General features: G+C 54.2%; 5 protein-coding genes and 1 pseudogene. 3 read left to right on the top strand and 3 right to left on the bottom strand.

What is annotated here, in order from left to right; genetic code table 11:
- Positions 1-257, bottom strand: a pseudogene (locus QZ197_RS15260) (30S ribosomal protein S4); the annotation flags it as partial.
- Positions 258-515: 258 nt separating this feature from the next.
- On the opposite strand from QZ197_RS15260, the gene QZ197_RS15265 reads away from it, so the two are divergent.
- From QZ197_RS15265 to QZ197_RS15275, 3 genes are read left to right on the top strand one after another with little or no spacing between them, the layout of a single operon-like run.
- A complete protein-coding gene (locus QZ197_RS15265) occupies positions 516-944 on the top strand; it encodes a hypothetical protein (protein ID WP_296433022.1) in 429 nt (142 codons plus the stop codon).
- 12 nt (positions 945-956) lie between these two features.
- The gene (locus tag QZ197_RS15270) at positions 957-1,421 is read left to right on the top strand and encodes a DMT family transporter (protein ID WP_296433025.1); all 465 of its coding nucleotides are present in this window, start codon (positions 957-959) and stop codon (positions 1,419-1,421) included.
- Positions 1,418-1,849 carry a DMT family transporter gene (locus tag QZ197_RS15275; RefSeq protein WP_296433026.1) on the top strand — a complete coding sequence of 144 codons (432 nt, stop codon included), beginning with the start codon at positions 1,418-1,420 and terminating at the stop codon, positions 1,847-1,849. The genes QZ197_RS15270 and QZ197_RS15275 overlap by 4 nt, the downstream gene beginning before the upstream one ends.
- On the opposite strand, the gene QZ197_RS15280 is transcribed toward QZ197_RS15275, so the two are convergent.
- Together QZ197_RS15280 and QZ197_RS15285 are read right to left on the bottom strand one after the other, a co-directional pair.
- Positions 1,846-2,682 (bottom strand): NAD(P)-dependent oxidoreductase, encoded by an 837-nt coding sequence (locus QZ197_RS15280; RefSeq protein ID WP_296433027.1) that lies wholly within the window; start codon positions 2,680-2,682, stop codon positions 1,846-1,848. The two genes, QZ197_RS15275 and QZ197_RS15280, sit on opposite strands and share 4 nt — an antisense overlap.
- A 29-nt stretch (positions 2,683-2,711) precedes the next feature.
- A partial coding sequence (locus QZ197_RS15285) for an FAD-binding oxidoreductase (protein WP_296433028.1) occupies positions 2,712-3,434 on the bottom strand: 723 nt, incomplete at its 5' end.

The raw sequence follows: 3,434 nt of genomic DNA on the forward strand, positions 1-3,434 counted from the left end.
TCACCTGTATCGCCTTTTACACGCTCGGCTTCGCCGAAGATGCGGCGGAACTGCTTCTCGGTCAGGTCACCATAGTAACCCTTCAGCTTTTGCTTTGCGCGCAGCTGGATACCGAAGTCGGACAGTTTACCCTTACGGCGCTGACCGTGCTGGCCGGGGCCATATTCACGACGGTTGACTGGTGACTTTGCGCGGCCCCAGATGTTTTCGCCCATCCGGCGGTCGAGTTTGTACTTGGCAGCGGTACGTTTAGTCATACGCTGATCTCCTTCTTTTATATTGCGAAGGGCGTTGTCCTTTTCGCGGATTTTGCCGCGACGACAGGGTTCCGCTTGCGCGGTCCACCAACACCAATGAATTCGGGCCTTATATAAGGGATTCTTGGGGTGTCAACGGAACATCCGGATTGGGTCAAAATGAAGGACCGTAGATGCCTCATGAAAGTACATATTGCGTCTCAATCTGGTCCAACTACAAGGGTATGAGTGCTACAGGGGCAGTGATGAGGACGAAGATTGCTTGTTTTGTGTCTATCGGGGTTAACCAGTGTGGCAGCATTATGGCTGATCGCGCACCAAATCGTGAAGCGACGCTTTGCGGCATTGGAAGCGGATTTACCTACCATTCACAGATCCGCAATTGCTGTCCCACCCGACGAGGGCCATCCGCCCCAGTTGGTTGCCCTTTGCGTCGACCTTTTGCGCAAGACCCACTGCACCGATCCATATGATGCGCTAACCCAATCGGAACAACAGATGGTTTTGCACGCTCATGCAATTGATGCACTGCCTGCATGGATGCCGCGCTATGCGGCATTGCGCCTTTCAAGGACAAATCGCGCAATCTTGGATCAGCTCCGGCATGTTAAGTCTTCGCAACCGGAACGCCCGAAAGAACATTATGGTGCAGTCAAAGCATTGTTGCGTTCCCGCTCTGAAAGCTAGAAACCTGCGGCTATGACACAGCCGCCCAATACTTCGCTATTTTATTTTGCTGCCGCTTTTGCGACGGGTGGCCTGCTGTCGTTGATGGTGTTGTTTAATGGAACACTTGCAGCATACGGCTCGCTTTTCTTTGCGTCATGGGTGCCGCATCTGACAGGCACCGTTGCGGCGCTCTTTCTCCTTGCAATTTTGCGGCCCAAACGCGCAGAAGTCACGCGCCCGCCCCTTTGGGTGTACCTTGGCGGTGTATCAGGTGCAGTGACCGTTATGCTGACATCAGCCACATTGAATAGCGCATTGGCCTTGTCCGGCACGATTGCATTGGGGTTAGCGGGTCAGATGGTGTTCAGCTTGTTTGCCGATATGCGTGGGCTTTTCGGGCTGCCACAGCGAACACCACAGCGGCGCGACTATGTTTCGTTGGCGTTCATCATTGCTGGCAGCCTTATCCTGATATTCTTCGGGAGCAGCACATGATTATCTTTGCGAGCCTTGCGATTTTTGCGGGCGTTCTTGTCTCGCTCAGCCGCCAGATCAATGGGCGGTTGGCGTTGTCCACGTCTGCGATGGAAAGCTCTTTTTGGAACCACCTTGTCGGATTAGTGTTCATTACCGTCATCGCGCTTATCGTCGGCGGTTTATTTGCTGGTGAGCCGCAGGCAGCCCCTTGGTGGGCATATCTTGGCGGTATTGTCGGTGTCGTCTTTATTGCAGCAGGCAGCTGGTTGATCGCACGGATCGGTGCAGCGCGGACCGCCCTTCTGATCATCGCAGGCCAGATGGTGTTTGGCGTCTTGCTTGATGTGGCTTTGGGCGCCCCCGGCAATCTATGGGCGCGCGTTCTTGGCGTTGGCTTGATCCTTGCCGGGATGTGGGTTGCACACTCCGGCAAGAAAACCAGTTAGTCGTCTTTTGTCGCGTTCATACGCGTGATGCCTGCAACACCAGAGTTGCCTAATTCAACCGTCGCAAACGGTCCGCCGATGCAAAGATTGGCAAGATCTGTGTTGTCCAAAGGCGGTGTACTGGCAAAAATTTCTTTCGCGAACTGTTCTGCGTTGTCTTTGGGGCGATACCCCAGATGCCCCGCCTTGGTATTATCCACGACGGCACGGTCATTGTTAGAAATACCATAAACGATGCTGAAGCCCACGACTGGGCTATCGACCGAACGTTCTACCAGATGGATCAGGTCATCATAGGACAGCCACGTGCCGATACTACGCGCGTTCGTTGCTGGCGCACATGAGAAGATACGCATGCACACACTCTCAACCCCGCGCTTGTCCCAGTAAAGGCTGGCTAGGTCTTCGCTAAAGCACTTGGCCAAACCGTAATAGGTGTCAGGGCGGTGCGGCACATCAAGCCCGATTGTGTCGGTCTTTTTGTGCATGCCCACAGCGTGAACGGAACTGGCATAGACAACACGTTTGACGCCATTGCGATACGCAGCTTCCCAGATGTTATAGGCCCCGATGATGTTGGATTGTAGAATGTCGTCCCAAGGGGCTTCGTCCCCGATGGCACCGAAGTGCACGACCATGTCAGCACCTTTGAGAAGGTCGACCATCGCATCAAGACTAGACAGGTCAGCCTTTACATAAGTCTCACCGTCAAACAACGCGCCAACATCTTCAGCCAAATCCGTCGATACAAGCACGTCGCACATTTTGCTCAGCGGTTCGCGAAGGCGCGATCCAAGCTGACCCGCGGCCCCTGTCAGGACAAGTTTCTTCATTGTATTTCCTTTACGTTAGCTCATGGGGTCTAAATGACCGCTTTTTCCACGAATTTCTCGCCACGCTCAATGCGGGCATAATTGAAGGGCGTCAAATCAAGTGCGCGATATTCACCGTAAGTGATGAATTCCGCCGTACCGCGTCCCATTGCAGGCGATTGCTGGAAACCGTGGCCAGAAAAGCCGTTCACGAAGATGAAGTTCTCAACCTCGGTATGCGGTCCCAAAATCGCGTTTTGATCGAAGGTGTTATAGGCGTAATGGCCCGCCCACGAATTGCGCAGCTTGATCGCCTCGAACTGCGGAATACGGTTTGCGATAATGGGCCAGACCTTGTCTTCCCAAATGCTGTGGTCTTGGACGAAATCATCATAATCGACCGCCGGATCATCGTCAGGCGGGCAACCCGCAAGATAATAGGTGCCATCGGTGCGCATATGCACGCCCGAAGGGTCAATTGTCAGTGGCAAATCGCGGTCAAGCGGCTGTGCTGCCTCAAAAATAAACGTATAGCGTTTGCGTGGCTCGACCGGAATGTCGATGCCCGCCATACGCGACGTCAGAACCGCGCGCGGACCCGACGCGTTGACGACAGTGCCGCAACTGACGACTTCGCCGGATTTCAGGATCACGCTTTCGACGCGGGTGCCTGCCGCATTGCGGTTCATCGCAATCACTTCGTTGGTCAGGTACTCGACGCCGCGTTCTTTGGCCGATCTTTTCCACCAATCAAACAGCGTGTTGCCGTCAAA

The sequence above is a fragment of the Yoonia sp. genome (assembly GCF_017854415.1).
Taxonomy (GTDB): domain Bacteria; phylum Pseudomonadota; class Alphaproteobacteria; order Rhodobacterales; family Rhodobacteraceae; genus Yoonia.